This is a genomic window from Halosimplex amylolyticum (genome assembly GCF_051414035.1).
GTDB classification, from domain to species: domain Archaea; phylum Halobacteriota; class Halobacteria; order Halobacteriales; family Haloarculaceae; genus Halosimplex; species Halosimplex amylolyticum.
The window spans coordinates 61,342-86,441 of record NZ_JBLKNW010000004.1; the positions used below are offsets into that span (position 1 = coordinate 61,342).

Sequence of the window (25,100 nt, forward strand, 5' to 3'; positions counted from 1 at the left end):
TAGCCTGCTTCCAGATCCCGCACTAAAACCCTTGGCCTGATAGACTATATGTACATTATACCCAATCTTAGGAATATTAATATCCTTCGATGGATGTGGATAATCGTGACATTCAGCCTTCGAGGAGGAGATTTCGCCGTGGCGTCGGGATGGGAGTGGGACGAGTTCGTCGCGGCCACGGAGAGGCGGCGCCGCTCACGCGGGCGGGCTCGGCGCCCGCGCCTCCGAGAGGTACGCGGCGAAGTCCTTCGTCGTGATCATTCCGACGACGCCTTCGTCCTCGTCGGCGACGGGCACGTGGTGGACGCCCCGGGCCATCATCGTCTCCGCCACTTCGTGGACCGGTTCGTTGACCGACGTGGACACGACGTCCGTCGTCATGTACGCCTCCGCGGTCGTCTCGGTGACGTCCGCTCCGTCGGCGGCGATGCGGACGTAGTCCGTCGACGTGAGAATCCCCTCGAGCCTGTTGTCGCCGTCGACCACGACGACCGAACTGATGCCGTGGTCGGTCATCTGCTGTGCGGCCGTTCGGACGTCGACCGCTGGCGTGACCGTTCTCACTGGCGACGACATGAGGCTCCCCACGAGTACGTCATCCATGGTACACGATGGCGCGGCCCACACCGACATAAATCTTAGTATCCGTATAAGGAGTATGTAGGATTGAAAAATCACACACGTCACGCGGCGGAACGAGGCGAGCCGAGCGAACGGCGGCAAGTACGAACGCGCAGATCAGGACGAAAGCGGGGTCGCGTCGGACCGGGGTTCAGGGCCAGGTGCCGGCCTGTTCGGCGGCGTCGAGGACGCGCTGGATCGCGACGACGTAGGCGCCGACGCGGAGGCTCGGCAGGTCGTGTTCCTCGTAGGCGTCGACGAGGTTCCAGAACTCCTCGACGGTGATGTCTTCGAGGCGCTCGTTGACGGTCTCCTCGTCCCAGTAGAAGCGCTGGCGATTTTGAACCCACTCGAAGTACGAGACGGTGACACCGCCGGCGTTGGCGAGGATGTCCGGCACGATGATGACGTCCTTGTCCTCGAGCACGTCGTCGCCGTCGGGCGTGATCGGGCCGTTGGCGGCCTCGGAGATGACGTCGGCCTGGACGCCTTCTGCGATGTCCTCGGTGATGGCGTTCTCGAGCGCGGCCGGGATCAGGAGATCGACGTCGAGCTGGAGGAGTTCGTCGTTGGTGACCTCCTCGTCGCCGCCGACGAAGCCGACGACGCTGCCGGTCTCGCGCTTGTGGTCCTTGGCGGCGACGGGGTCGAGGCCGTCCTCGCTGTAGACGCCGCCGCTGGAGTCGGAGACGGCGACGACGTTCGCGCCCATCTCGTCGATGAGCTTCGCGGAGATCCAGCCGGCGTTGCCGTAGCCCTGCACGGCGACGGTGGCGCCTTCGACCTCCTTGTCGAGGTAGTCGAAGGCCTCGCGGGCGGCGATGACCGTCGAGCGACCGGTCGCCTCGACGCGGCCGGCCGACCCGCCGCTGGAGATGTCCTTGCCGGTGATGACGCCCGGCTCGGTCGTGTTCTCCAGTGTCTCGTAGGTGTCCTTGATCCAGTTCATCTCGCGCTGGCCGGTGTTGACGTCCGGCGCGGGCACGTCGCGGTCCTCGCCGATGATCGGCGTCAGTTCCTTCGCGAAGGCGCGCGTGATGCGTTCGAGTTCGTCCTCGGAGTAGTCGTCGGGGTCGATGACGATGCCGCCCTTCCCGCCACCCAGCGGGATGCCGACGGTCGCCGTCTTGTAGACCATCCAGCCGGACAGCGCCTTGACCTCGTCACGGGAGACCTGCGGGTGGTAGCGGATGCCGCCCTTGTAGGGGCCGCGGTCGCCGTTGAACTGCGAGCGGAACGCGCGGAAGACCTCGATCGAGCCGTCGTCCATCTCGACCGAGAGGTTCGTCTCCAGGATCCGCTCGGGGTTTTTCAGCCGCTCCAGCATGCCCTCGTCGACGTCGAGGTACTCCGCGGCCTCGTCGATCTGTTCCTGTAGGCTCTCGAAGGGGTTTACGTCGGATCCCATGTATGGACGGTCGTATACTTCTGATAAAAATAAACCGAATTCGTCCAGGAAACGGGGGCACATCTGTGAAATTATTATACAGGAAGGAGATTCAGAGAATAATAGGTATATAACCACATAAAGTGCCGTCGGCACACCGGAGACACGGGCGACCCTGGGCGGACGAGCGTGCGGTGCAGTCTGCCGGTCCAGTGCGGTGGAGTGGTGCGTCGCAGGACGTCACGGTCACGGCGAGTGGTACGCTACGGACGGGCGATGCGGCGGGTCGCCGGAGCGAGGACCGGCCCGGGGAAGCCGGCCGGAGTTCGGGCCGAAATCGGGCCGCGTCTGCCGGTTGTCAGCCCGAAGTCTGACGGCCCTTTATACCCGACGGCGCGTGATTCGAAGATGCCGGGGCGGCGCACGGTCACACGCTCCCGTTCCCGCCTCGCAGTGGACATCCCGTCCTCCTATCCTTCCGACCCGGCTCGCGTCGTATCGACGGACGAGACCGTGGCCGGTTCCATCCCGAGCGTCACCCGCGACCCGGCGACCGTCCAGTCACGCGTGAGTTCGTACTCGTCGTCCGTGCCGGTCGCCGCCCCCGCGACGGCGAGGGCGTCGACCCGGACGGCGGCGCGCAGGTCGTCGGCGTGGTCGGTGACGGCCGCCTGGACCTCCGCGTCGTCGGTGACGACCGACAGCCGGACCCGCTCGTCCACGTCGAGGGCCAGTTCCGCACGCATCTCCTGGGCGCGCCTGGTCACGTCGCGAGCGAGTCCCGACCGGCGCAACCGCTCGGAGAGCGACTCGTCGACGTAGACGGTCCCGCCGTCGAAGGGCACGCGGGACACCCCGTCGGGGACGCGCTCGACCACGGAGACCACGTCCGCGGTGACCTCGTACTCCCGCCCCTCGACGGTGACCGAGAGCGGCAACGCCCCGGCCGAGCGCCCCTCGACGGCCTCGGCGACGGCCGACGCGTCTTCCCGGAACCGCGGTCCGAGCGCGTCCATCTCGGGGACGACCACGCGCTCGCGAGCGGGATATCGGTCGGTGAGTGTGACCGTCTCGGCGTTACACCGCCCGGCCAGCAGGTCGCGGTGGGTCTCGACTGCTTCTGCCACCGCCTCGTCGGTCGTCTCGACGACCACCTCCGCGACCGGCCAGCGATGCTTGCGGCCCATCTCCTGGCGGGCGACCGCGACCGCTCCCTCGGCCTCCCGGAGCGCGTCGACGTGTCCGACCAGGTCCGGCCGAGACGGGAGCCCCAGCGCGTCCGCCTCGGGCCAGCCGGTGGCGTGAACCGTCGGTTCGCCGGCGTCCGCCGGCCCGTCGAGGGCGTGGTAGAGCCGCTCGGCGAGATGGGGCGCGAACGGCGCGAGCAAGCGGACGGAGGCGGCGAGGACCGTCCCGAGCGCGTCGTACGCCGCTCGCTTGTCCGCGGTCGACGCCGGCGTCCACACGCGGTCTCTGACGGTCTGGACGTAGTACCGCGAGACGTCCTCGACGAGAAACTCGAGCGTCGCGTCGAGCGCGACGTTCGGTTCGCGATGCTCGAAGGCCTCCGTCGCCGTCTCGGTCACCTCGCGCAGGCGCGCGAGGACCCACTCGTCGAGGACAGTCCGGTCGGCGGCGGCCGCCGTCGGGGCGAGCGTCGGTTCGTAGTCGTCCTCGGCCATGAACATCGCGGCGAACCGGGCGACGTTCCACACCACGTCGAAGCGGTCGCGCGTCGTCTCGACGCCCTCCATGTCGGAGGTCATCGTCACGTCCTGACCCTGCTGTTCGTGGCCGAGGAGGTGCGCCCGCAGCGCGTCGCGGCCGTGGGCCTCGGCGACCTCCGGCGGTCGCAGGACGTGCCCCCGCGACTTCGACATGGGTTCGCCGTCGAGTAGCGCCCAGCCGTGCATCAGCACCTCCTCGTAGGGCGCGCGCCCCGCGAAGGCGACGCCCAGGTACAACTGCATCAGGAACCAGCCCCGCGTCTGGTCGTTGCCCTCGACGACGAGGTCGGCGGGCCACTCGTCGGGGCGCGGATTCCGACTCGGTCGCTCGCGGAGACTCGCCCACGACGCGACGGCGGAGTCGAACCACACGTCGAGCACGTCCGCCACGCGCGTGGCGTCCGCCCCGCAGTCCAGGCACGGCACGGTCACCTCGTCGACGACCGGGCGGTGCGGGTCCTCCGGAACGTCGTCGAGGTCGGCGCGCTCGGCCAGGTCCGCCCGCGATGAGACGACCACGTCCCGGTCGCAGTCGCCGCAGTGCCAGACGGGGAGCGGACTCCCCCAGTAGCGCTGGCGGGAGACGTTCCAGTCCGGCGCGTTCTCGACGGTGTTGCGGAAGCGGCCGTCCCGCGCCTCGGCAGGGTACCACGTCGTCTCGCCGACGGCGTCCAGCAGGTCGTCTTTCAGCTCCGTCACGCGGACGAGCCACTGCTCGGCGGCGCGGAAGACGACGTCGGTGTCACACCGCGGGCACTGCGGGTACTCGTGGGCGAACTGCTCCGTGGCGAGGAGCGCCCCGGCATCGCGGAGCGCGTCCACGACGGCCTCGCGGCCCTCGCCGTGAACGCGCTGGCCGGCGAACGGCCCCGCTTGTTCGGTGAACCGTCCGGCGAGATCGACGGGCGAGTACGTCGGCAGGTCGAGGTCGCCGTCGGCCTGCAGCTCGCGTGCGCGCTCGAAGTCTTCGTGACCGAACCCAGGAGCGCTGTGGACGAGCCCGGTGCCGTCGCCGCCGGTCTCGACGTAGTCGGCGTGAACGACTGTCCCTCGCGGTGTCGGATGGTCCGGCAGCCGGTCGGCGAGCGGGTGCTCGTAAGTCAGGCCGACGAGGTCCGATCCGGGGACTGTCTCGGTGACCGCGTAGTCGTCCGCGGCGACGCCCAGTGCGTCCATCACTGCGGGGACGCGCTCGGCGGCGACGTAGAGCGGACCGTCGGCCGCGACGCCCGCGTCGAGCGCGCCGTCGGCGACATCGACCACGGCGTACTCCCCCTCGGCGTCGACGGCGACGAACTGGTTGCCGACGACGGTCCAGGGCGTCGTCGTCCAGGCGACGAGCGTTCCCTCTCCGTCGGCGAGCGGGAAGCCGACGTAGGCAGCCGCGACCGTCCGGTCCTCGTACTCCAGTCGCGAGTCGGAGACGGCCGTCTCGCAGCGCGGACAAGTGTTGACGACCTGGTGGCCCCGTTCGACCAGGCCCCGGTCGTAGAGCGCAGCGAAGGCGTCCCAGACGGCGTCGACGTACTCGGGGTCCATCGTCTGGTAGACGTCGTCCCAGTCCATCCACACCGCGAGGTCGCGGAACTCCTCGTCCATCACCGCGCGCTGGTCCTCGACGAACTCGCGGCACTCGTCGACGAAGCGGTCGACGCCGTAGGCCTCGACGGCCTGCTTCGTCTCGAACTCGTGGGCCTGCTCGACGTTCACCTCGACGGGGAGCCCGTGCGTGTCGTAGCCCGGGCGGGGGCGGACGTCCCGGCCGCACATCCGATGGTAGCGCAGCAAGGCGTCCTTGAGGATCTTCCCCCAGGCGTTGCCGACGTGCATCCGCCCGCTCGTGAACGGCGGCCCGTCGAGGAAGTAGAAGTCCTCGCCCTCGGCCTCGGCCGCCCGCTGTTTGGCGTATTCGTAGGCGTGGCTGGTCGCCGCCGGCGCGTCGACGCCGGGGAAGGCGTCTGGGTCGTTCCAGTGGTCTTTGACGTGCTGTTCGACCGCGTTCGGGTCGTAGTGGTCCGGGAGTCGTTCTGGCATCGTTCAGATGCGTCTCGTCGTGTCGATCGGCGGGCGGTGCGCGACGACTCACGGCGGATCGAACGCTGGCCGGTGAATCGCCGTCGGTAGTTCGGGACTCACGGCACGAGCGGGCCCGTGACGAGGGACGGACGCGCCGGACGAGACGGGCGGCGCTGTCGAACTCGACCGAACCGTCGTGCCCCGAGAATGTTGGTACTATGCCCCTGACGGGGCAATGATGATCGTCGCCGCGGGCACGACGTGCCGCGTCATTACCGGAGTAATTCGTCTCGGTCGATAAATCGTTTTCGGCGCGGGTCGCGGACTGCGTTCGAGCGACGGGCCGTCACTCCTCCCGACGATACGCCAGCGGCCGGAGCGTCTCGGGCTCACCGTCCGGGCGGTCGACGGCGCCGATCGCCTCGAATCCGCACGCCTCGTAGAACGGGACGAGTCCCTCGCGGGCGAGCAGCGAGAGGTCCACGTCCGAGAGCGGCGGGTGGGTCACCAGCGCGGCCAGCAGTTCCTCGCCGAGGCCCTCACCGCGGCGACCGGCGCGGACGATCACGTCGTAGACCATCGCGTAGTACGTGTAGTCGGTCAGCACCCGCGCGGCGGCGACGAGGTCGCCGGTCTCCTCGTCCCTGAGCGCGACTACCTCGTCGGTTGCCGCGAGCGCGCGACGGAGCGGTGCCTCCTCGCGGTCGGCCCACCACCCGTAGGTCTCGTAGAGGTCGATCAGTTCCGGCGTCGCCGCTGGTCCGAGCGACCGCTCGACGGTGACGGACATGCGCGTGGGGAGCGACGGCAACGAGAAAAGCGTGTCTCCGGTGTGTGACGGATTCCCGGCCGGCGGGCGAGCCACTGAACTCGTCCGCAGGCCGCTTTTCCGGCGTGGGTCCCTTTCTGGAACATGGGCGATTCGCTCGCGAGGCGGCTCGAAGCCGACGGCGAGAGCGCGACCGTGACCGCGCTACCCGACGGGAGCGTCGACCGCTTCTACGAGGTGCTCGACGGCGAGCGTCGGGTGCGCCACCGCGAGACGTTCGGCGAGGCGGTCGCGTCGGGTCACTCGCCCGCGTTTAGCCTCCGCCGCACGTCGGTCGAACCCGGCGGCCACGCTGTCAACACGGCCGAACAGGCGGACCTGCTGGGCGACGACGTGACGCTCGTCGGCCACCTGGACGACCCCGTCTTCGACGCGCTTCCCTTCGAGACGCTGTCGATGGGCGTCCCCTCGGAGGTCGGCGTCTACGGCTTCGACGACGGCGACGTGTTGCTGGCCGACCCGTCCGACGACGTCGCCGAGTGGTCGCTCGACGACCTCAGAGCGGTCGCCGGCGACCGCTTCGACTCGCTCCTGTCCGCCGACGTGGTCTTCTGGACGAACTGGACGACGTTCGACGCCACCCCGGAAGCCCTGTCGGAACTCGCGGGGAACGACCTCGACGGGAATCACTTCCTGTTCGATCCCGGGAGCCTGTCCGCCCGCTCTCCCGCCGCGATGGACCGGCTCGTCGACGCGCTGGCCGAACTGGGCGACGCCTACGACGTTGTGCTGGCCGTCAACGGCGGGGAGGCCCGGGCACTGGCCGACGGCATCGCGGACGAGAGCGGTCCAGACGGTCTCGGTTCGGCGACGGCGTTCCTCCGGGAGGCCGCCGACCTCGCCGCGGTCGTCGTTCACGAGGCCGACGCCGCCGTCGCGGCCACGCCGGAGGGACGGGTCCGCGTCGAGAACGTCGCCGTCGACCCCGTCCGACACACCGGCGGCGGCGACCGCTTCGACGCCGGCCTTGCCCACGCCCTCGCGCGCGAGTGGGACTGGGAAGATGCACTCCTGCTCGGCAACGCCTGCGCCTCCCGGTACATCGCTACCGGCGAGTCCGGCACGGGGGAGGAACTGGCGACGTTCCTCCGCGAGCGCGAGTGAGTCCGACCCCACGCGCGTATTCAGGCAGGGGCATCAACCCGCGCTGGCTCGTTACCTGCTGACACAGATGGTTCGACCTCGTTCTCCCGCCGCCGCACCGGATCGCGCCACGTCTCGTCCGCCGACCGCCCGGGAACCGAACGGAGCCGCGGGGCGGTCGCGGTGACGCCCGACCTGAAACCGCTCGACGAGCAGGTGATGGTCATCACCGGAGCGACGTCGGGCAACGGGCTGGCGACCGCGCGGATGGCCGCCGACCGCGGCGCCTCGCTCGTCGTCGCCGCCCGGAGCGAGGACGCGCTCGACGAGTTGACCCACGAGATCGCCGACGACGGCGGCGACGCGGTCTACGTCGTCGCAGACGTGAGCGACCGAGCCGACGTCGAGCAGATCGCCGCCGTGGCCGAGGACACCTACGGCGGCTTCGACACCTGGGTCAACAACGCGGGGAAGTTCATCTACGGCAGGCTCGACGAGACGCCGGTCTCGGACATGCGCGAGCTCTTCGAGGTCAACGTCTGGGGCCTGCTGTACGGCTCGCTCGTCGCCGCCGAACACCTCAAAGACCGCGGCGGCGGGGCGATAATCAACGTCGGCAGCGTCCTCTCCGAGCGGGGGATGATCCTGCAGGGCGCCTACACCGCCTCGAAACACGCCGTCAAGGGGTTCACCGACGTCCTGCGGATGGAACTCGAAGCGGAGGACGCGCCGGTGTCGGTGACGCTAGTCAAGCCCGCCGCCATCGACACGCCCTACCCCGAGCACGCCAAGAACTACACGGACAGCCAGGTGACGCTCCCGCCGCCGATCTACGCGCCAGAGACCGTCGCCCGCGCTATCTGTCACGCCGCCGAGACCCCCGAACGCGACGTCTACGTCGGTGGCGCCGCGAAGAACATGGCGCAGATGGAGTACTACGCGCCGGGCCTGCTGGACAGGATCATGGAGAAGTTCTTCGTCGGCCTGCAAACGCGGGACCGCCCGCCGCGCCCGCCCGCCGAGAACGCCTTCGACCGGCCGAGCGGGGAACTGAAAGAGCGGGGCGACCACGAGGGGTACGTCGCCAAACGGAGCCTCTACACCCGACTCGCGACGAGCGGCGTCAGCGGGAAGACCCTCGGCGCCGTCAGCGTCGTAGCGGCGGCCGGTTACGCCCTCTATCGCGCCGCTCGCGAGGACGACGAACGCGCCCGGTCGTCCAGGGGGACCGGTGAGAGCGACGAGAGCGGATGGACCCCACGGCGACCCCTCGCGAAGCGGCGCTAAGCGAGCAGATGCTCACGCGACAGAGAGGACTACCTCGTCGGGGGTGACGGTGACGCTGTAGCCGTCCATCGGGAACGAGACCGTCGCCCCGCGCTTCCTGGTGAGGAGCCGGTCCAGCGAGTCGGCGTCGACGTAGTCGTGTAACGACAGCGAGAGCGCCGCGGGGTGCGTGTTCTTCACGTCCGCGAGCGCGCCGAGGACGGCGACGCTCGGCTTCCTGTTCGCCGGATCGTACGTTCGACTCACCGTGACGGCCCCACCGTCGGTCCCGACCATATCCACGACCATACGTATCAACGCTCTTGTATTTTATTTCGAGCGCTTCTTATTTACCAGGAACACCTCAGCTGATCAGCATTACGTTCGAACTGATAACGATGCGACGCTAGATCGTAGTTCCGCCTCCGGATCCCCGAGAAGGGGACGTTCAGCAGACCTGCCAGCCGCCGTCGACGTGCAGGAGTTCGCCCGTCGTGTACCCCGCCGCGTCGCTGGCGAGGTAGCAGACGGCGGGCGCCACGTCGTCGGGGACGCCCGCCCGACCCATCGGGACGTCCTTGAGGAACCCCTCCTCGTCGTCGCCGGTGGCGGCCTGTTTGGCCTCCTCGGTCCACCCCTCGAGGAACTCCGTCGCGATCTGTCCGGGCGCGACGGCGTTCACTCGGATCCCCGTCTCGGCGAGGTCCAGCGCCGCGCCGCGGGTGACCATCCGGACGGCGCCTTTCGTCGCGTCGTACCCGACCTGTCCGTACTGGGCGAGCGACGAGCTGATCGACGCGGTGTTGACGATGGCGCCGGGGTCGTCGCGCTCGATCATGTCGCGCGCGGCGACCTGCGTGCCGACGAGGACGCCGCGGACGTTCACGCCCAGCATCGCGTCCAGATCCGCGACGTCGAGGTCGGTGATCGACCCGCCGCGAAACAGGCCGGCGTTGTTGACCATCACGTCGACGCCGCCGTGCTCGCCGGCCGCCTCGACCACGCTCTCGACCTCGGCGGCGTCCGACACGTCGGTCTCGACGTAGTGTGCCTCCCCCCACGAGTCCCTGATGAGTTCGTGCGTGGGCGTCTCTGCGTCGAGGTCTTTCGGGTCCGGACGCACGTCGGCGACGATCACGGTCGCCCCGGCGTCGCCGAACGCGAGCGCCGTCGCTCGGCCGATACCCGAACTGCCGCCGGTGACGATCACGACCTCTCCCTCGAAATCGAAGTTCGCAGTTCCCATGGGAGCACTGTCGACCGAGAGGGGCAAAACGGCACCGGCGGTCGTGGCCGGCGTCGGGGTGTGGCCCGCCAGGTCCCGGGAATCGCCGCAACACTCTTTCGGGATGCGACCGCACTGACGAGTATGCAGGAGGCCTGGATCCAGCTCCGGTGTCCGGACTGTGGCGAACAGTGGGAAGCCAACCCCGCCGACCTCCCCGAGCCCGACGGTACGCTCGGCTGCAACCACTGCGACACCAGCCGGCGGGTCGCCGAGTTCACGAAGACGACCCGCGACTTCGAGATTCTCCGGGAGTTCCACCGGTAGCGCCGGACCGGGACGTCCACCCCGACGTGGGAAGATTTAGGTCTGTTCGCGCGCTCGCTGGTCGACATGAGCGACGTCGACGCCGTCTGTTTCGACCTCGACACCACGCTCTGCGTCGGCGAACAGACTGACGCGGACGTCCACGGGGCCGTGTTCGACCGCGTCGACGTCGACCCGTTTTTCTCCATCGCCGACGTCCGGGCCGTCGACTCGGCCGACCTCCCGACCGCCCACTCCGACCGCGAGTTCTACGAGCACCTCTACCGCGCGGTCTGCGAGGACGTGGGCGGCGACCCCGCCCACGCGCCGGCGCTGGCCGAGGCGACGGTCGACGTCGTCGACGAGACGGCCGTCACCTTCCGCGAGGGTGCCCGCGAGGCGCTCGAACACGTCGCCGGGCGCTACGAGGTCGGCCTGATCACCAACGGCGCCGAAGAGACCCAGACGGCGAAGCTCGAACGCCTGGGCATCGGCGACGCCTTCGACGTGACCGTCTTCTGCGACCCGGCGGCGGGGATCGAACCCAAACCCGACCCCGCGCCCTTCGAACGGGCGCTGGCCGCCCTCGACGCCTCGCCCGACCGGACGCTCTACGTCGGAGATTCGCACAGCTGCGACGTGGTCGGCGCGCACGCCGCCGGGCTGCAGTCGGCGTGGGTCCCCCCGGACCGGGACCACCAGGAGGTCGTCCCGGACCCAGATCCGGCGCCGACGCACCGGCTGGAGTCCATGGCGACGCTGTCGAGCCTGCTCTGAGCGAGCGACCGCTCGCGAAGGGTCGAGTCGGCGTTCGGGAGAAAAGACCGGCAGTTCCGTTCAGGCCTCGGCGGGAAGCCCGGCGAGTTCGGCGGCCTCGTCGGCCGAGGCGTCGTCGTGGACGACGGCGGAGACGGCCCGGGTGATCGCCTCGGGGTCGTCGTGCTGGAAGATGGAGCGGCCCATCGAGACGCCGTCTGCGCCGGCGTCGACGGCCCCGCGGACCATCGAGAGCGTCTCGCGGTCGGTGCCTTTCGACCCGCCGGCGATGACGACCGGGAGGGAGGTGGCCTCGACGACGCGGTCGAACGTGTCGGCCGTCCCGCTGTAGGCGGTCTTGACTACGTCGGCGCCGAGTTCCTCGGCGAGGCGGACGGCGTGGCTCAGGTCCTCGGCGAACAGCTCAGGGTCGTCGTCGCGCACGTCGTGGCCGCGGGCGTAGGCCATCGCGAGCGTGGGCAGGCCGTAGCGCTCGGCCTGGCTCGTGACCTCGTTGAGCTGGGTGATCTGGTCGGGCTCGTGCTCGCTGCCGACGTTGATGTGGAAGGAGACCGCGTCGGCGCCCGCGCGGACGGCGTCCTCGACCGTGCCGGTCATCCGCTTGTCGCTCTCGTCGGGGCCGATCGTCGTCGAGCCGTTGAGGTGGACGATGTAGCCCGCGCCGTTCTTGTTCGGGTGGACGCGGCCGGCGACGCCGCGCTGGGTGAGGACGGCGTCGGCGCCGCCGCGCGTGATCGCGTCGACCGTCGATTCGAGGTCGACGAGGCCTTTCACCGCTCCGAGCGTGATCCCGTGGTCCATCGGGACGACGAGGTACCGCCCCCCTGTCCCGATGCGGGCGAGACGCGCGTCTTTCCCTGCAGTCATGTTGTGTGAGGGTGTGGCAAGTACGGTTATTTGCCTTCCGGTTGCGGCCCGGATTGCGAACGCGACCCGCGGACGCGACCGCCTCGACGCCGCCACCACCAGTCAGACCCCGATAGTTTTCAAATTTGAGAACGTGACAAGTACAGATATCCGTGGGAGAGTTGAGAACATAGACAATGAGGGCCGCCGTATCGATTCCGATATTTCTGATCGGCGTGTTCGTCGCGGCCGCGACGCTCGCGCCGGTCGGGACGGCGGCTCCGACGGCGGCCGACGGCGACGCGCTCCCGCTCAACCCCGACTCGTCACCGGCCCTCGAGCGACCCGGATCGGCGGCGTCCGACGCGGCCGGACCCGAGACGGAGGTCACCGTGCGGCGGACCGCCGGGGGAGCGGTTGCGTACGACGTCCGCGTGACCGACCGGACCGATTCGGACCGGCTCTGGATCGTCCTCCGCGGTCCCGCGACCGTCCTGTCGGCGCCGGGGTTCGACCGGACGACCGACGACGGGACGACGCGACTCGTCTGGACCGGCGAGTCCTCGGAGGAGATCGCGCTGACCGTCGCGGTCCCCGACGCTGCGACGGCGGGGGACGAGCGCGCCGCGACCGCTGACTGGGCGTTCGGACCGGTCCCCTTCGTCGAACTGCAGTGGGCGGCCGACGGGTCGGTGGGGCGGTCCTGGCCGCTGGCCGAGCGGCGCGCTCCCGACGCGGGGACCGCGGCCGTTCTCGGCGACCGCTACGCCGTCGTCGGCGAGTCCGACACGACTCGCCGGACGACGCCGAACGGACGAATCGACCTCGTTGTCCCGTCGGGCGTGATGAGCGACGCGCGCGCCGACCGCGTCGCAGACGCCCTCGTGCAGGCCGAGCGCAACCTCGACGTGGGCGACCGCGGCGACGACGTGCTCGCCTTCGCGGCGCCCGAGTCGGTCCGCTGGGGCGGCGAGTCCGTCCCCGTCCGCGACGAGTTCTGGGTCAACGCGGGCTCCCGACTCGACGACGCCGAGGCCGTCTGGCTCCACGAGTACGTCCACACCCGCCAGTCGTTCGTCCTCGCCGACGACATGGCGTGGTTCCGCGAGGCCAGCGCCGAGTACTACGCCGCCAGCCTGGCCCGCGAGCAGGGGCTCGTCGACCGCGCCGCGATGGAGCGCCACCTCGACGGCGACCCCTCGACGGCGACGCTCACCGACCCCGACAGCTGGGCCGGCGAGACCGTCCCCCAGCGCAAGGGCGGGCGCGCGCTCGCGGTCCTCGACCGGCGCATCCGCGAGCGGACCTACGGTCACCGCTCGCTCGACGACGTCTTCCGGCGGCTCAACCGCCACGACGGGGTCGTCACCTACGCCGTCTTCGCCCAGGCCGTCGCCGAGGTCACCGGCGAGCCCCACGACGACTGGCTCGACCGCCACGTGAACGGGTCGGCACCGGTCGCCGACCAGTACGGCCCGGACGCCCGACCGCTCGGTGCCGCCCTCCTCGGCGGATTCGGTCTCGGCGACGCTCCCACCGAACCGGGCGTCGGCGCAGGAGGGATCTTCGCGACCGTCCGCGGCGCGGGCGTCGCCTTCTTCTCCATCGCGACCGGCTTCAGCGTCGTCGCCGCAGTCCCGCTGTACGGTGCGCTCCGGCGACTGCAGCGGCGCGAACGACGAGAGCCGGAGCGGGGGCTCGACCACGCCGTCCGCGCGCGCTGAGACCGAAGAGAACGAGTCCGGGACCGCTCAGTCCGACTGCTCCGAGGCCGCTCGCGCTTGGCCACCGGCCAGCGCGCCCTCCTTGAGTTCGCGGGCCTTCGATTCGAGGCGCTGGGCGGTCTCGGCGAACGGCTGGTCGACGTCGGAGTCGGCGCCGTCGGCGATGATGTCCACCAGCGCGGAGCCGACGATGATCCCGTCGGCGCCCGCCGAGACGATGCGCTCTGCGTGCTCGCCGGTCTTGATCCCGAAGCCGACGGCCTTGGGGACCTCCCAGTCGTCGACGCGGGCCAGCGACTCCTCGGTCTGGTCGGAGACGTCTTCGCGCGCGCCGGTCACGCCCAGCCGAGCCTGGACGTAGACGTAGCCCGAGACGTGCTCGCGCATCTGTTCGAGACGCTCGCCCTTCGTCGTCGGCGCGATGATGAACACGAGATCGAGGCCGAACTCGTCGCAGGCCTCCCGCAGCGGCTCGGCCTCCTCGGCGGGCAGGTCGACGACGACGAACCCCTCGATGCCGACCTCCGCGGCCCGCTCGGCGAACGCGCGTGGTCCGCGCTCGCCCTCTCTCGCGGTTTCACCGCTCGCGTTTTCCGAGGCGCTTCGCGCCTCGCCCGTCTCGGGATGGGTGTACTGCGCGATCAGGTTGTAGTAGGTCATGCAGACCAGCGGCACGTCCACGTCCAGGTCCTCGACGAACTCGAAGTACCGCTCGGGGGTCATCCCCGCCTCCAGCGAGCGGACGACGGCCTCCTGGATGGTCGACCCCTCCGCGATGGGCTCGGAGAACGGCAGCCCGAGTTCGATCACGTCGGCGCCGCCCCGCTCCAGGGCCTCGACGTACTCCAGGGACTCCTCGTAGGTCGGATCGCCCGCGGCGACGTACGGGATGAAGGCCGGCTCGTCGGCGAAGACCCTCGCAAGTCCCATCAGATGTCACCCCCGCTCCCGGCGGCCTCGCGAAGCACCGACATGTCCGGCGCCAGGTCCAGGTCGCGCTTGTCCGTCTCCTCCAGCACCGTCTCCAGATCCTTGTCGCCGCGGCCGGAGACGTTCACAACGACGAGGTCGCCGACTTCGTGATGGTGTTCTTCGAGGTAGCCCAGCGCGTGGGCGGACTCCAGCGCCGGGATGATGCCCTCGTCCTGCGAGAGCCGGTGGAACGCCTCGAGCGCGCCGTCGTCGTCGACGTTGACCGCCTCGACGCGGCCCTCGTCGACGAGGTGGGCCAGTTCCGGCCCGACGCCCGCGTAGTCCAGTCCCGCCGAGACGGAGTGCGATTCCATGATCTGGCCGTGTGAGTCCTGCAGGAGCTTCGTGCGCGCGCCGTGGAGGACCCCCTCCTCGCCCGTCGACAGCGAGGCGGAGTTGGGAGCGACGCCCTCTTCCTCGTCGACCTCCAGCGAGGAGCCGCCCGCTTCGACGGCGTAGAGGTCCACGTCCGAATCGTCGACGAAGTGGTGGAACGCGCCCATCGTGTTCGACCCGCCGCCGGCGCACGCGAGGACCGCGTCGGGCAGGCGGCCCGCCTTCTCCCGGACCTGCTCGCGGGCCTCCTCGCTGATGACGGCCTGGAAGTCCCGGACCATCCGCGGGAACGGCGCGGGGCCGACCACCGATCCGATGACGTAGTGGGTGTTCTCGACCGTCGTCGCCCAGTCGCGCATCGTCTCGGAGATGGCCTCCTTGAGCGTTCCCCGGCCCGTGGTGACGGGGTTGACCTCCGCCCCGTTGATCTTCATCCGGAAGACGTTGGGCCGCTGGCGCCGGATGTCGGTCTCGCCCATGTAGATCTCGCAGGGCATGTCCAGATGCGCGGCGGCCATCGCCGTCGCGGTACCGTGCTGGCCGGCGCCGGTCTCGGCGATGATGCGCTCTTTGCCCATGTACTTCGCGAGCAGGACCTGTCCGAGCGCGTTGTTGAGTTTGTGCGCGCCCCCGTGGAGCAGGTCCTCGCGCTTGAGGTACACCTCGGTGTCGTAGCGCGCCGAGAGCGACTCCGCGTGCTGGAGCGGGAGCGGCCGCCCGCCGAAGTCGGCCAGTCGCCGCCGGAACTCGTCCACGAAGCCGTCCTCGTTGTCGAGGACGTAGCGCTCGTAGGCGTCGGTGAGCTCCTCGATGGCCGGCATCAGCGACTCCGGCACGAACTGTCCGCCGTACTCGCCGAACTTCACGTCGTCTGTGCTCATTGGTGTGTCTCCGTCATTCGTCGGCTCCCTGTGCCGCCGCGCCCGCGTCCGTTTCCGCATCTGCGTCCGCCTCCGCCGTCGCGAACCGGCGGGTGTTCGATTCCACGTCGCCGCCGCCCGCGGCGTCCATGATCGCCGACCCGATCAGGAGCGCGTCGGCGCCCGCTTCGCGCATCGCCAGCGCGTCGTTCCTCGTCGCTATGCCGCTCTCCGCAATGAGGGTGACGTTTTCCGGCACCTGTCTCGCGGTTTCACCGCTCGACTGTCCGCGGCGGACGAGCCGCCGCGCTTTCGGCGCCACGCGCTCGAACGTCCCCAGGTCGACTTCCAGTTCCGCGAGGTCGCGGTTGTTCACGCCGACGATCTCGGCGCCCGCGTCGAGCGCGCGTTCGACCTCCGCGGCGGTGTGGGTCTCGACGAGGACCTGGAACCCCCGGTCGCGCGCCGCTTCCAGCAGGTCCGTCAGGTCGTCGGTCCCTTCCTCGTCCAGAAAGCGGACGATCAAGAGGACCACGTCCGACTCGACCGCGTCGAGTTGCGCCTCGCGGACCACGAAGTCCTTGCGCAGCACCGGCACGTCCACGGCCGCGCGGACCCGTTCGAGCGCGTCGGTCGACCCGCCGAAGTGCTCGGGTTCGGTCAGCACCGAGAGGGCGGCCGCCCCGCCGGCGACCATCGACTCCGCGAGTTCGACGGGGTCGTCGTCGCGCTCGCCCTCCGTCGTCGGACTCGTCGGTTTGACCTCCGCTATCACCGGGACGCGCCCGTCGGCCTCCGCGCGCTCGAACGCCCCCGGCAGCGACCGGGCGTCCACGTCGACCCGCTCGCCGTCCGCGCCCCCGGGCGCCTCGGCGCGCTCCCTGGCCGCGTCGAGTATCGACCGCACCTTCGGTGCGATCTCTTCATCAGTACTCATTGATGTCCACTAACGGACAGAGTTGTACATAAGGCTTGCGTCACGGGGGCGGCGGCCGGCGATTCGGTCCGTGAGAGCAGGGCGGCGGGGAGCCGAACGCTCAAAAGGGGCGGCGTCGTGGCACCGGGTATGAGTCTGCTGGCCGACGAACTCGCCGGCGTGGTCGACCTGTTCGGGGGGTTGACCCGCGAGGAACTCCACCGCGCGCTCGAAGAACTGGCGTTCAAGCGCGGCGAGGAGCCCGACAGCGACGCCGTCGCGGCCGCCGTCGAGGACACCGTCGAGAGCTATCACCTCGTCCCCGTCGAGCACGAGGGCGAGACGCTGCTGGTCGCCGGGCCGGTCGCGTTCCCGACGCTCCCGGAACACGCCGAAGACCTCCCGCACATCCTGGACGTCGAGGAGCGGACCGTCGAGCGCGAGACGGTCGCCGCCGCGGTGCGCGAGCGACTCGCAGACGAGACCGAGGCCGTCGCGGCGGGCGGGAACAGCGAGCGCGCCGACGCGCTCGTCGACGTCTGCTACGACCTGGAGACGTGGGCCGCCGTCGACACCGCGGGCCTCCGGGCGCGCCTCGACGGCGTCTGAGCTGCCTTCGAGGGTATCCCGTCAGTTAAGACCACCCGTCCCATTCGTTGCCGTATGGACCTGTCGCGGGTGCGCGATCGCGACCCCGTCGAGCTGGCCGGGAGCGCGTCGCGGACCGCGGGAAGCGATCGGCTCACCGGCGAGGAGCGCGAGGCCGCGATCCTCGCCCCCGTCGTCACCCGCGACGGCGCGGAACACGTGCTGTTCACCAAGCGCGCCGACCACCTCAGCGACCACCCCGGCCAGATGAGCTTCCCCGGCGGCGGCCGCGAACCGGTCGACGACGACCTGCTGGCGACCGCGCTGCGCGAGGCCGACGAGGAAGTCGGCCTCCGCGCCGAGGAGGTCGACGTCGTCGGCCGACTCGACGACATCCGGACGATCACCGACTACCTCGTCCGGCCGTTCGTGGCCCGCGTCGTCGACCGCGAGTACCGGCCCAGCGACGCGGAGGTCGCCGAGGTGGCCGTGCTCCCGGTCGACGGACTCACCGACCTCGACAACTACGAGAGCGAGCGCCGCGACCACCCCCACTACGGCGAGATCCGCCTGCACTTCTTCCACGTCGACGGCTACACCGTCTGGGGCGCCACCGCGAACATGCTCGTCCAGCTCCTGGAGCTGACCACCGACTGGGAACTCCCGCCCGAGCCCGACCGCACGGTCGACGCCGACGCGGACCTGCCGGGCTGAGGAGACAAATCTTCAAGGGTCGACCGCACGGACGGGTAGTATGAACGACGAAGCGGGGATCTACGCGCGCGAGTCGACGTATCTCGACCGGTACGTCCAGTTCGGCGCCGCGCAGGGCCGCGTGCTCTCGGTCACGTTCCCGAACGCGCCCGACGACGAAGCCGCGGCCGACCACGAGTTGCTCGACCGGATCGAGGACTACCTCTCGGGCGTCGAGGACGACTTCGCCGACGTGACCGTCGCACTGACCGTCCCGACCGACCGGCGCGGCGTCCTGGAAGCCGTCCGGGAGATCCCGTACGGCGAGCAGGTCGGCGTCGCGCAACTCCTCCGGATGACGCCCGACATGGACCCGGACGACGACGAGGACGTGCGGACCGCCCGGACCGCGCTCGCCGACAACCCCGCGCCGCTGCTCATCCCCGACCACCGCGTCCGCGACGGCCCCAGCGCCGCTCCCGCCGAAGTCGAACAGCGACTGCGCTCGGTCGAGGGCCTGTAGCAGACGACGCTCGCGGCGAGTCGCTCACGACCAGATCGGGTCCGGCAGTCCGAGTCCCTCGTGGACGAAAAACTCCAGCGCGTTGACGAGGTAGTGGGCGACGATCACGACCAGCAGGCTGTTCGTCAGGACGAATCCCGCGGCGAGTGCGAAGCCGAGCGCGCCGGTGACGACCACGCCGACCCGGCCCTGCGCGCCGTGGCCGAGCGCGAAGGCGACCGAGGAGACGACCGCGAGCAGCCACGGCGACGCGCCGAGCGCCTCCGTCGTCGCCCCGACGACCGCCGCCCGGAAGATGAACTCCTCGACGACGGCGATGACCGGCAGCGTCGCGCCGAGCAGGAGCGCCCAGGCTCTGGGGCCGTCCGGCGCGAGCATCTCGCGCAGGCCCTCGTCGTAGTCGGCGCCCGAGGAGGCCGCCAGTCCGGAGGCGAGTTCGTTCCCGACCCAGAGCGCCAGGCCGAAGCCGACGCCGACCGCGAGCGCCGGGAGCCCGGTCGAGAGCGCGTCGCTGCTGATCCCCAGCGTCGGGAGCGGCACGCCGAAGTACCACGCGCCGCCGGCGAGGATTGCCCCGAACAGTCCCTGCGTGAGCGCGACGTTCAGGAGCAACAGCCCCGGCGACAGAGCGGGCGGTTCACCGGTGTGCGGGACCGGAGGGGGGCCGACCTGACGGTCGTCCCGGCTCGGAGTCGGGTGGTCGTCTCGGCTCACGTTCGGGTAGTCGTCCCCGCTCGATGTCTGCCCGACCGCTCCGCTGGGCGCCAGCGGGTGCGCGACCGGTGACGACTCGCCGGCGTCCGGTTCGCCCACGTCCGGCTGGTCGGCATCGCGGGCAGTCTCGTCCCCTGCATCGCGCGCGGTATCGAAATGGAAGTCCTCCCTCCTCGATGCGGTCGGACCAGTCCCGTCGTAGCCCACGTTGCGTCCCTCGCGCTCGTCGTGGCCGTGGCCTTCGTCGCGATCCGCACGCTGGTCGCGGTCGCTCTCGTCGTCGACGACGCCCTGCGAGAGACGCGCGAGGACGAGGAAGCCGGCGAGGACGAACGCCACGAGCCAGGCGAACGCCACCAGGTCCGTCTCCGGGGAGGGGACGAGCGGGGGCGCGGCGGCGAGCCGGGCTGTCACAGTTCGAGTTGGGACTGGCCGGTCGAAAGTCGTTTCGGAGCGAGCGAAGCGAAAATCGCGAACGGGCGGCGCGGAAGAACGAGCGGACCGGCGCCGTTACTGCGGGCTCGGACTGCCGCCGGTCTGGCCGACCTCGCGCTGTTCGAGCGCCTTGCCCGTGATGGACTTGAGGCGGTCGACGAGGCCGTCCTTCTCGGGTTCGCCCGCGAGGGCGACCTCCAGCACTTCCGAGATGTGCGAGACCGGGATGATCTCGATCTGGTCCTTGTACTCGTCCTCGATCATCACGTCCTGCTCGTTGGCCTTCGGGATGATGACCGTGTCGAGCCCGGACTTCGCGGCGGCCTCGATCTTGTGGGTGACGCCGCCGACCGGGAGCACGTCGCCCCGGACAGACAGCGAACCGGTCATCGCGAGGTTCTGCTCGACCGGGACGTCCTCCAGCGCGGAGATGACCGCGGTCGCGACGGTGATGGAAGCGGAGTCGCCGTCGACGCCGCCCTCACCGGCCTGCACGAACTGTATGTGGACGTCCTTCTCGGAGATGTCCTCGTCGCTGAACTTCTTGATGATGGCCGAGACGTTCTGGACCGCCTCTTCGGCCATCTCCTGGAGCTGCCCGGTCGCGATGACCTGGCCGGGCCCCTGCGAGGGCGTGACCTCGGCCATGACGGGCAGGACGATACCGGAGTCCTCGCCCATGACCGCGAGGCCGTTGACGCGACCGATCACGTCGCCCTCGTTGACGGTGAGCTCGTAGTCCTTGCGGCGCTCGATGTAGTTGTCCGCGAGCTGCTGCTCGATGGACCGGGAGCGGCGTTTGGCCTGGAGCACGTCGCCGCGCTCGGTGAACTCCTTGTCCTCGGCGCGGGCGATGTCGCCCGCGACGCGGACCAGTCCGCCGAGGTCGCGCAGTTTCAGCGAGAGGTGGCCCTTGCGGCCCGAGCGCCGGCGCGCTTCGAGGATGACTTCCTCGACGGCGGTCTCGGTGAAGTGGGGCAGGCGGCCGTCCTTCTCGACTTCCTGGGCGACGAACCGGGCGTACTTGCGGCGCATCTCGGCGTCGTCCTCGATAGTGTCGTCCATGTACACCTCGTACCCGTAGCCCTTGATACGCGAGCGCAGGGCGGGGTGCATGTTCTCCATGGCGTCGAGGTTGCCGGCCGCGACCATGATGAAGTCCGTCGGGACGGGCTCGGTCTGGACCATCGCGCCCGAGGAGCGCTCGGACTGGCCCGTGATGGAGAACTCGCCCTCCTGGATGGCCGTCATCAGCTTCTGCTGGCTGCGGATGTCGAGCGTGTTGATCTCGTCGACGAACAGCACGCCCTTGTTGGCCTTGTGGATGGCACCGGCCTCGACGCGGTCGTGGCTGGGCGTCTCCATGCCGCCGGACTGGAACGGGTCGTGGCGGACGTCGCCCAGCAGCGCACCGGCGTGGGCGCCGGTGGCGTCCTCGAACGGCGCGACCTGCTGGTTCGCGTTGTTGACCAGCAGGTTCGGGATCATCGCGTCGTTGCCCCGCGAGCCGTAGCGGAAGGCCAGGTAGACGACCCCGGCCGCGAGGATGCCCAGCAGGACCGACCCCTGGATGAGCAGGGCGTACCCGATGATGATCGCGATGATGATCCACATCAGGAACGACCGCATCTGGTTGCGCTTGCGCGCCTCTTCCTTGTGGGCGTCGACGATCTGTTCGCCCTTCGCCGCCGGGACGGTCCGGATCTTCGGCTCGTTGCCGTCGTCGGGGTTGTGATAGACGAGAACGTCCTGGAGTTCCTCCTTGGGGAGCAACTGGCTCATCGCCTTGGCGAGCATCGATTTGCCCGTCCCCGGCGACCCGATCATCATCACGTGGCGGCGCTGCTTGGCGGCCTTCTTGACCACGTCTCGGGCGTGATCCTGCCCGATTACCTGGTCGACCAGCCGGTCGGGGACCTCGATGTCCCCGGTAGTCTCGATATCGAGTCCACCGAGCAGGTCCTCGTCGGCGTTCTCGACGGCTGCCTCGTCGGCGTCGATCTCGACCGCGCTGCCGAGACTGTCGTCGCCGTCGACCGGGACGGCGTTGCCGCCGCCCTCGGCCTCCTCGGCCGCCGGTTCGTCACCGGCGGGCTCGTCGCCACTGACCGACGGTTCCGGCTCCGACTCCGGCGGATCGCCGCGTTCGGAGTCCGGAGACTCGGCGTCGGTCGCGCCGACCTCCTCGGTCTCGTCCGCGTCCGCTGCGGACGGTTCGTCGGTGTCGATATTCTCACTCATATAAACGATTCTGACAACTGAAGCCAAGGGCTGTTTATTGATATACTTTCTCCCCTCGAACGGGTCGATAACACGCCCAAACCGCCGGACGTGAGGGGTATCGTTCCCCGACCGGTATACCGGTCCTACACCTCAGCCGGGTAAAAACAGGGGGTCGATACGGGCGCTGGCGGCCGCCGAACGCGGGGCTGGCGCGGCGACCGGGCCCGCCAGCGCTCGCGCGCGATCGCCGTCACCGACCGCGTCATCTCTGGACCGCGGTCACCGCGGACCGACGCCACCGGCGGACCGCGTTTACCGCCCGACGGTCGACTCCGCCCACCCGTCGACGCCGTCGGACCGGCGGTACTCGGCGTGGCGGGTTCCGAGTCACCAGGGTTAATGTAGTCGGTCCGCCCACGATAGGGTATGACGCGCGGGTTCTACATCGGTCGGTTCCAGCCGTTTCACAACGGCCATCGGGCGATGGTCGAGCACATCGTCGACGAGGTGGACGAACTCGTCCTCGGCATCGGGAGCGCAGACGTCTCGCACACCGTCCGCAATCCCTTCACCGCGGGCGAACGCGTGATGATGGTGACCAAGGCCGTCGAGGACGTCGACGTCCCGACCTACGTCGTGCCCATCGAGGACATCGACCGCAACGCCGTCTGGGTCAGCCACATCATGAGCATGTCGCCGTCGTTCGACGTGGCGTACTCGAACAACCCCCTCGTCGTCCAGCTGTTCGAGGAGCGCGGCATCGAGGTCCGCCAGTCGCCGATGTTCGACCGGGAGCGCCTGGAGGGCAGCGACATCAGGGATCGGATGCTCGACGACGACACCTGGACCGACCGCGTCCCCGGCGTGGTCGCCGACGTGATCGACGAGTTCAGCGGCGTCCAGCGCCTCCAGACCGTCGCCAAGGACGACGTCTCCCGCCGCTGGGAAGCCGAGGAAGACGACTGACGAGTCATCGCGGACCGCCGCCGTACGGCCTCCCGCTCGAAGTAGCGCACCCCGACGACGACATCGGCCACGACGGTCGTCCCGATCGCGTCGATACTGTCGCGCTCGTTCGTGTCGAGATCACGCCTATAGCGGTCGGTACGCGTTCGACCCGGGTCAGGCCAGAAGGCCGGTCGAGTGTCGGCGCGAACGGACTGAGACCCCGTACCGCGGGCTACGGGCGGAACGAGCGGCGAAAAAAGGCGATGTTCGGTCGGAGGCTCGACAGGTACCGGTTTAGCTGGCGGAGATGACGTCGTCGATGCGGACGATCATCGTCGCGGCCTCGGTGGCGCTCTCGACGGCCTCGTGTTTGACGGCGGCCGGGTCGAGCACGGCCAGGTCGATGGGGTCGTCGATGACGCCGGTCTGGCCCTCGGAGATGATACCGGCGATGCCCTCGCTCTCGTGTTCGGCGCGCAGGTCGACGAGCGCGTCGATGGGGTCCATACCGGTGTTCTCGGCGAGCGTGCGCGGCAGCACGTCGACCGCGTCGGCGAACGCCTCGACGGCGAGCTGCTTGCGGCCTTCGGTGCTGGCGGCCTCGGAGCGGATGTAGTCGGCGACCGCGATCTCGGTGGCGCCGGCGCCGGGGACGACGCCGCCCTTGTCGAGGGCGGCCGTCACGACGTCGAGCGCGTCGCCGAGGACGCGTTCGAGCTCGTCGGTGACGTGCTCGGTGCCCCCGCGGGCGAAGACGGTGACGGACTGGCCGGCGTCGCCGTCCTCGACGAAGGTGACGTACTCGTCGCCGAACTTCTCGACGGCGATGGAACCGGCCGAGCCCAGGTCCTCGGCTTCGAGTTCCTGGACCCCCGCGGCGCGCGAGAGGCCCGTCGCGTGGGCGAGTTCCTCGCCCTCGTCGTCGCCGACTTCGAAGGCGACGACGTCGTTCTTGGCGAGGATGGCGGCGACCTGGTCCGCGACGTCGCCGTCGACGAACAGGACGTCGACGCCCAGGTCGATGACGTGCTGGGCGTAGCCGCGGAGTTCGTTCTCCTCGGCCTCGATGGCGGTGTTGAGGTCGTCGACGCTGGAGACGTTGTACTCGGCGTCGATGGAGGCCTCGCGCACCTCGATGTCGTCGTCGACGAAGGCGATCTGCGGGTTGTCGACGCTGCGCGGCATGTTGTCGTGGACCGGCTCCTCGTCGATGAGGACGCCGTCGACCAGACGGGTCGCCGACGAGGACGAGCCCGTCTGCGTGTAGACCGTGATGTTGTCACGGGCGACGCCGTCGTCGGTGGCGACGCGGCGCACGGCGTCGACGACGGTCTCGGCGAGGCGGTCGGCCGAGACGTCGCCGGTTCCCTTGCCGGTCATGCTGGAGCGAGCGACTGTCTCGAGGAGGTCGTCGTCGAGTTCCTCGTCGAGCTTGATCTCGTCGATGGCCTCGTGGGCCAGCGAGAGCGCCTGGTAGTACCCCTCGACGATGGTCGTCGGGTGGACGTCGTCGTCGAGCAGGTCCTCGGCCTGGCTGAGCAGTTCGCCGGAGAGCACCGCCGCCGTGGTGGTGCCGTCGCCGACCTCGCTCTCCTGGGTCTCGGCGACCTCGGAGATCATCTGCGCGGCCGGGTGTTCGATGTCCATCTCGTCCAGGATGGTGGCGCCGTCGTTCGTGATGACGACGTCGCCGCTGTCCGAGACGAGCATCTTGTCCATCCCGCGGGGACCGAGTGTGGTCCGGACCGCCTCGCTGACGGCCTTGCCGGCGGTGATGTTGGAGCTCTGGGCGTCCTTGCCCTGCGTGCGATCACTGTCCTCGTTGAGGATGAACATCGGCTGTCCACCCATGCGTCGCTGGCCAGATGACATGGTTGAGTTTCATCTATTCATCGTAAGCGGTTCTATATAAAATTTTCCAAGCGAGGCCCGGAACGACCGCCAGCGGTGTGCCGTGGGGTCCCGCACGACCGGCCGGAAAGCCTTTAAGTAGGAAGCGGAGCGGCCGGCGCGACGGCCGTTCGGCGGGGTCACCAACGGGTGAGCGACGGACGGCCGGTCGCGGTCGCAGCCGAGGACAACCGG

Annotated in this window: 22 protein-coding genes; 9 read left to right on the top strand and 13 right to left on the bottom strand. The window is 69.7% G+C overall.

The features are described from left to right. Nucleotides 1-195 precede the first annotated feature (195 nt). The 4 genes from ACMGFE_RS17100 to ACMGFE_RS17115 form a co-directional block, all read right to left on the bottom strand. Nucleotides 196-603, bottom strand: coding sequence for a CBS domain-containing protein (locus ACMGFE_RS17100; RefSeq protein ID WP_436926446.1), 408 nt, complete (start codon nucleotides 601-603; stop codon nucleotides 196-198). Nucleotides 604-772: 169 nt separating this feature from the next. Further along, entirely contained in the window at nucleotides 773-2,029 is a 1,257-nt protein-coding gene (locus tag ACMGFE_RS17105) for a Glu/Leu/Phe/Val family dehydrogenase (protein ID WP_436926447.1), read from the bottom strand. A gap of 449 nt (nucleotides 2,030-2,478) precedes the next feature. Then, nucleotides 2,479-5,769, bottom strand: coding sequence for an isoleucine--tRNA ligase (gene ileS / locus ACMGFE_RS17110; protein ID WP_436926448.1), 3,291 nt, complete (start codon nucleotides 5,767-5,769; stop codon nucleotides 2,479-2,481). A gap of 328 nt (nucleotides 5,770-6,097) precedes the next feature. Then, complete coding sequence (locus tag ACMGFE_RS17115) at nucleotides 6,098-6,541, bottom strand: GNAT family N-acetyltransferase (RefSeq protein WP_436926449.1); 444 nt, start codon at nucleotides 6,539-6,541, stop codon at nucleotides 6,098-6,100. 123 nt (nucleotides 6,542-6,664) lie between these two features. On the opposite strand from ACMGFE_RS17115, the gene ACMGFE_RS17120 reads away from it, so the two are divergent. After that, the gene (locus ACMGFE_RS17120) at nucleotides 6,665-7,684 is read left to right on the top strand and encodes a carbohydrate kinase family protein (protein WP_436926450.1); all 1,020 of its coding nucleotides are present in this window, start codon (nucleotides 6,665-6,667) and stop codon (nucleotides 7,682-7,684) included. A 162-nt stretch (nucleotides 7,685-7,846) separates the two neighbouring features. Further along, entirely contained in the window at nucleotides 7,847-8,950 is a 1,104-nt protein-coding gene (locus tag ACMGFE_RS17125) for an SDR family oxidoreductase (protein ID WP_436926451.1), read from the top strand. 12 nt (nucleotides 8,951-8,962) lie between these two features. On the opposite strand, the gene ACMGFE_RS17130 is transcribed toward ACMGFE_RS17125, so the two are convergent. Together ACMGFE_RS17130 and ACMGFE_RS17135 are read right to left on the bottom strand one after the other, a co-directional pair. Next, a complete protein-coding gene (locus tag ACMGFE_RS17130) occupies nucleotides 8,963-9,226 on the bottom strand; it encodes a HalOD1 output domain-containing protein (protein ID WP_436926452.1) in 264 nt (87 codons plus the stop codon). A 151-nt stretch (nucleotides 9,227-9,377) separates the two neighbouring features. Continuing rightward, the gene (locus ACMGFE_RS17135) at nucleotides 9,378-10,175 is read right to left on the bottom strand and encodes an SDR family NAD(P)-dependent oxidoreductase (protein ID WP_436926453.1); all 798 of its coding nucleotides are present in this window, start codon (nucleotides 10,173-10,175) and stop codon (nucleotides 9,378-9,380) included. Nucleotides 10,176-10,298: 123 nt separating this feature from the next. Here ACMGFE_RS17135 and ACMGFE_RS17140 point away from each other — a divergent pair, with 123 nt between their 5' ends. Together ACMGFE_RS17140 and ACMGFE_RS17145 are read left to right on the top strand one after the other, a co-directional pair. After that, entirely contained in the window at nucleotides 10,299-10,481 is a 183-nt protein-coding gene (locus tag ACMGFE_RS17140) for a DUF7836 family putative zinc-binding protein (protein WP_436926454.1), read from the top strand. Nucleotides 10,482-10,547: 66 nt separating this feature from the next. Next, entirely contained in the window at nucleotides 10,548-11,237 is a 690-nt protein-coding gene (locus ACMGFE_RS17145) for an HAD family hydrolase (RefSeq protein ID WP_436926455.1), read from the top strand. Between the two features lie 60 nt (nucleotides 11,238-11,297). Here ACMGFE_RS17145 and ACMGFE_RS17150 read toward each other — a convergent pair whose 3' ends face one another. After that, on the bottom strand, nucleotides 11,298-12,104 hold the full coding sequence (locus tag ACMGFE_RS17150; RefSeq protein WP_436926456.1) for a 2-amino-3,7-dideoxy-D-threo-hept-6-ulosonate synthase: 807 nt from the start codon (nucleotides 12,102-12,104) through the stop codon (nucleotides 11,298-11,300). A gap of 176 nt (nucleotides 12,105-12,280) precedes the next feature. On the opposite strand from ACMGFE_RS17150, the gene ACMGFE_RS17155 reads away from it, so the two are divergent. Next, complete coding sequence (locus ACMGFE_RS17155; RefSeq protein ID WP_436926457.1) at nucleotides 12,281-13,807, top strand: hypothetical protein; 1,527 nt, start codon at nucleotides 12,281-12,283, stop codon at nucleotides 13,805-13,807. Nucleotides 13,808-13,834: 27 nt separating this feature from the next. Here ACMGFE_RS17155 and trpA read toward each other — a convergent pair whose 3' ends face one another. From trpA to trpC, 3 genes are read right to left on the bottom strand one after another with little or no spacing between them, the layout of a single operon-like run. After that, on the bottom strand, nucleotides 13,835-14,737 hold the full coding sequence (trpA, locus tag ACMGFE_RS17160; RefSeq protein WP_436926458.1) for a tryptophan synthase subunit alpha: 903 nt from the start codon (nucleotides 14,735-14,737) through the stop codon (nucleotides 13,835-13,837). Beyond that, nucleotides 14,737-15,996, bottom strand: a complete 1,260-nt coding sequence (gene trpB / locus ACMGFE_RS17165; protein WP_436926459.1) for a tryptophan synthase subunit beta — start codon at nucleotides 15,994-15,996, stop codon at nucleotides 14,737-14,739. The genes trpA and trpB overlap by 1 nt, the downstream gene beginning before the upstream one ends. A 13-nt stretch (nucleotides 15,997-16,009) precedes the next feature. After that, complete coding sequence (trpC, locus tag ACMGFE_RS17170; protein ID WP_436926460.1) at nucleotides 16,010-16,912, bottom strand: indole-3-glycerol phosphate synthase; 903 nt, start codon at nucleotides 16,910-16,912, stop codon at nucleotides 16,010-16,012. A 129-nt stretch (nucleotides 16,913-17,041) separates the two neighbouring features. Here trpC and ACMGFE_RS17175 point away from each other — a divergent pair, with 129 nt between their 5' ends. From ACMGFE_RS17175 to ACMGFE_RS17185, 3 genes are read left to right on the top strand one after another with little or no spacing between them, the layout of a single operon-like run. After that, nucleotides 17,042-17,500 (top strand): DUF7109 family protein, encoded by a 459-nt coding sequence (locus ACMGFE_RS17175; RefSeq protein ID WP_436926461.1) that lies wholly within the window; start codon nucleotides 17,042-17,044, stop codon nucleotides 17,498-17,500. A 54-nt stretch (nucleotides 17,501-17,554) separates the two neighbouring features. Next, nucleotides 17,555-18,193 (top strand): NUDIX hydrolase, encoded by a 639-nt coding sequence (locus ACMGFE_RS17180; RefSeq protein WP_436926462.1) that lies wholly within the window; start codon nucleotides 17,555-17,557, stop codon nucleotides 18,191-18,193. A gap of 40 nt (nucleotides 18,194-18,233) precedes the next feature. Then, the gene (locus tag ACMGFE_RS17185; RefSeq protein WP_436926463.1) at nucleotides 18,234-18,695 is read left to right on the top strand and encodes a methylated-DNA--[protein]-cysteine S-methyltransferase; all 462 of its coding nucleotides are present in this window, start codon (nucleotides 18,234-18,236) and stop codon (nucleotides 18,693-18,695) included. A 24-nt stretch (nucleotides 18,696-18,719) separates the two neighbouring features. Here ACMGFE_RS17185 and ACMGFE_RS17190 read toward each other — a convergent pair whose 3' ends face one another. Both ACMGFE_RS17190 and lonB read right to left on the bottom strand, forming a co-directional pair. Next, nucleotides 18,720-19,823, bottom strand: a complete 1,104-nt coding sequence (locus ACMGFE_RS17190; RefSeq protein ID WP_436926464.1) for a CPBP family intramembrane glutamic endopeptidase — start codon at nucleotides 19,821-19,823, stop codon at nucleotides 18,720-18,722. Between the two features lie 96 nt (nucleotides 19,824-19,919). Further along, a complete protein-coding gene (gene lonB, locus ACMGFE_RS17195) occupies nucleotides 19,920-22,085 on the bottom strand; it encodes an ATP-dependent protease LonB (RefSeq protein WP_436926465.1) in 2,166 nt (721 codons plus the stop codon). 408 nt (nucleotides 22,086-22,493) lie between these two features. On the opposite strand from lonB, the gene ACMGFE_RS17200 reads away from it, so the two are divergent. Further along, nucleotides 22,494-23,033, top strand: coding sequence for a nicotinamide-nucleotide adenylyltransferase (locus tag ACMGFE_RS17200; protein WP_436926466.1), 540 nt, complete (start codon nucleotides 22,494-22,496; stop codon nucleotides 23,031-23,033). Nucleotides 23,034-23,309: 276 nt separating this feature from the next. Here the strand turns inward: ACMGFE_RS17200 and thsA are convergent, their stop codons facing one another. Then, nucleotides 23,310-24,866, bottom strand: a complete 1,557-nt coding sequence (thsA, locus tag ACMGFE_RS17205) for a thermosome subunit alpha (protein ID WP_436926467.1) — start codon at nucleotides 24,864-24,866, stop codon at nucleotides 23,310-23,312. Between the last annotated feature and the right edge of the window lie 234 nt (nucleotides 24,867-25,100).

What these genes read in the sequence shown, in the direction of transcription:
- ACMGFE_RS17100 (WP_436926446.1), bottom strand. Translation starts at nt 603, where the DNA reads ATGGATGACGTACTCGTGGGGAGCCTCATGTCGTCGCCAGTGAGAACG.
- ACMGFE_RS17105 (WP_436926447.1), bottom strand. Translation starts at nt 2,029, where the DNA reads ATGGGATCCGACGTAAACCCCTTCGAGAGCCTACAGGAACAGATCGAC.
- ileS (WP_436926448.1), bottom strand. Translation starts at nt 5,769, where the DNA reads ATGCCAGAACGACTCCCGGACCACTACGACCCGAACGCGGTCGAACAG.
- ACMGFE_RS17115 (WP_436926449.1), bottom strand. Translation starts at nt 6,541, where the DNA reads ATGTCCGTCACCGTCGAGCGGTCGCTCGGACCAGCGGCGACGCCGGAA.
- ACMGFE_RS17120 (WP_436926450.1), top strand. Translation starts at nt 6,665, where the DNA reads ATGGGCGATTCGCTCGCGAGGCGGCTCGAAGCCGACGGCGAGAGCGCG.
- ACMGFE_RS17130 (WP_436926452.1), bottom strand. Translation starts at nt 9,226, where the DNA reads ATGGTCGGGACCGACGGTGGGGCCGTCACGGTGAGTCGAACGTACGAT.
- ACMGFE_RS17135 (WP_436926453.1), bottom strand. Translation starts at nt 10,175, where the DNA reads ATGGGAACTGCGAACTTCGATTTCGAGGGAGAGGTCGTGATCGTCACC.
- ACMGFE_RS17140 (WP_436926454.1), top strand. Translation starts at nt 10,299, where the DNA reads ATGCAGGAGGCCTGGATCCAGCTCCGGTGTCCGGACTGTGGCGAACAG.
- ACMGFE_RS17145 (WP_436926455.1), top strand. Translation starts at nt 10,548, where the DNA reads ATGAGCGACGTCGACGCCGTCTGTTTCGACCTCGACACCACGCTCTGC.
- ACMGFE_RS17150 (WP_436926456.1), bottom strand. Translation starts at nt 12,104, where the DNA reads ATGACTGCAGGGAAAGACGCGCGTCTCGCCCGCATCGGGACAGGGGGG.
- ACMGFE_RS17155 (WP_436926457.1), top strand. Translation starts at nt 12,281, where the DNA reads ATGAGGGCCGCCGTATCGATTCCGATATTTCTGATCGGCGTGTTCGTC.
- trpA (WP_436926458.1), bottom strand. Translation starts at nt 14,737, where the DNA reads ATGGGACTTGCGAGGGTCTTCGCCGACGAGCCGGCCTTCATCCCGTAC.
- trpB (WP_436926459.1), bottom strand. Translation starts at nt 15,996, where the DNA reads ATGAGCACAGACGACGTGAAGTTCGGCGAGTACGGCGGACAGTTCGTG.
- trpC (WP_436926460.1), bottom strand. Translation starts at nt 16,912, where the DNA reads ATGAGTACTGATGAAGAGATCGCACCGAAGGTGCGGTCGATACTCGAC.
- ACMGFE_RS17175 (WP_436926461.1), top strand. Translation starts at nt 17,042, where the DNA reads ATGAGTCTGCTGGCCGACGAACTCGCCGGCGTGGTCGACCTGTTCGGG.
- ACMGFE_RS17180 (WP_436926462.1), top strand. Translation starts at nt 17,555, where the DNA reads ATGGACCTGTCGCGGGTGCGCGATCGCGACCCCGTCGAGCTGGCCGGG.
- ACMGFE_RS17185 (WP_436926463.1), top strand. Translation starts at nt 18,234, where the DNA reads ATGAACGACGAAGCGGGGATCTACGCGCGCGAGTCGACGTATCTCGAC.
- lonB (WP_436926465.1), bottom strand. Translation starts at nt 22,085, where the DNA reads ATGAGTGAGAATATCGACACCGACGAACCGTCCGCAGCGGACGCGGAC.
- ACMGFE_RS17200 (WP_436926466.1), top strand. Translation starts at nt 22,494, where the DNA reads ATGACGCGCGGGTTCTACATCGGTCGGTTCCAGCCGTTTCACAACGGC.
- thsA (WP_436926467.1), bottom strand. Translation starts at nt 24,866, where the DNA reads ATGGGTGGACAGCCGATGTTCATCCTCAACGAGGACAGTGATCGCACG.